3 protein-coding genes are annotated in these 1,266 nt (G+C 51.7%); all 3 read right to left on the bottom strand.

The window, feature by feature from the left end; all coding sequences use genetic code 11:
* A partial coding sequence (locus ACOVRA_RS03560) for a GNAT family N-acetyltransferase (protein ID WP_421719092.1) occupies window positions 1-337 on the bottom strand: 337 nt, incomplete at its 3' end.
* 118 nt (window positions 338-455) lie between these two features.
* Window positions 456-908, bottom strand: a complete 453-nt coding sequence (locus tag ACOVRA_RS03555) for a PIN domain-containing protein (protein WP_421719091.1) — start codon at window positions 906-908, stop codon at window positions 456-458.
* Window positions 909-925: 17 nt separating this feature from the next.
* Entirely contained in the window at window positions 926-1,171 is a 246-nt protein-coding gene (locus tag ACOVRA_RS03550) for a type II toxin-antitoxin system Phd/YefM family antitoxin (protein WP_421719090.1), read from the bottom strand.
* Between the last annotated feature and the right edge of the window lie 95 nt (window positions 1,172-1,266).

Below are 1,266 nucleotides of genomic sequence, written 5' to 3'. Positions count from 1 at the left end.
TTTCGGGGTCGTGGACGAAGCCCAGTTTTTCATAAAGGTGGATGGCGGCTTCGCACTTTGTGTTGGTGAGCAGGAACAATGTTTCAATCTTCATGGCGTTGGCACGCGCGAGAACAGCGTCCAGTAGAAACTCTCCCGCCTTTTGGCCTCGTGCGCTGTCCAAAACACCCATTTTTGTCAGTTCAAAAGCACCGGAATCCTTGGCTGGCATTAAGGCGCAAGCACCCACAACCCCCAGCCCCTCTGCGGAGACGAACAATATGTCGCCACCCTTATCCATGATCATCGATTGCGGGTTTTCCAAGACTTTGCGGTCAGTGTCTTCCAGCGCAAACATCGCCTCGATCCATTGCACATTGATATCGTGAAATGCTTTTGCGAGAGCCGGTGACCAAGAATGAATTGAAAGGCGCGTGGACACGTGAATAGACCCCAAAGTTTCGCCACAGATAAGGCTAACTTAGAAGTGCTTGCAAGCGTGCATTACCATTAGCCGTGAGGGGATTTATGATTTCGACGCCGCGCCAAACAAAGCCAGCCTGCATGTCCTCCGACAGTAAGCACGTGCAGCCAGCCTCTGCACAAACGGCCAGAATAATCGCGTCCCAAATCTGGAGATGATGTTCCCCAGCCAGTGTCATCGCCGCTTGGAAAGCAGCATCATTGGTCTCTAGCACATGACTAAGGTCGCGCCATTGCGTCACGATCTCACGCGCCAAGTTCGAGGAATGCCCACCCTTTCGAACCAAAACGCGATACAGTTCGCCAAGTGCTTGGATCGGAATGGCGACATGAGCGAAGTCCAGTTGGGCAATGCACGCCTGTGCTAGCCTTTGCCGCTCTGGGTCATTTATGCCTTCAGCATAGGATAATATGTTTGAATCAAGTGCAATTTTTTGTTTTATCACCGCCCGTCCGACCTATGTTATAATTCGTCGCGCTTATAGAGCTGCTCACGGGGCAAAGGGGGCAAATTCAAACTCGCTTGCTGGCGCAACCGCTCTAGCAACTGGCGCTTCGCTTCATCCCGATTGGCTGGCGCTTCGATCGGAACCAGTTTCGCATAGGGAACACCGTGACGCGTAATCACAATTGTTTCCCCGCCATGGGCACGGTTTAAGAGTTCAGAGAGCTTTTGTTTTGCGTCAAACGCGGCAATTTGGGTGGTCATAATTTAATCCAGATGTAGTCCAGACTTAGCTGTTTGGACCGGAATGGTCAAGAAATTTCCAAGCTTATGGGGCGCGTTAGGCGTGCAGGGTCAGA

This window comes from Aquidulcibacter sp., from assembly GCF_049239865.1.
Lineage (GTDB): Bacteria > Pseudomonadota > Alphaproteobacteria > Caulobacterales > Aquidulcibacteraceae > Aquidulcibacter.
The sequence above is the reverse complement of the archived record's forward strand: the minus strand, read 5'-3'. Positions and strand labels throughout refer to the sequence as shown.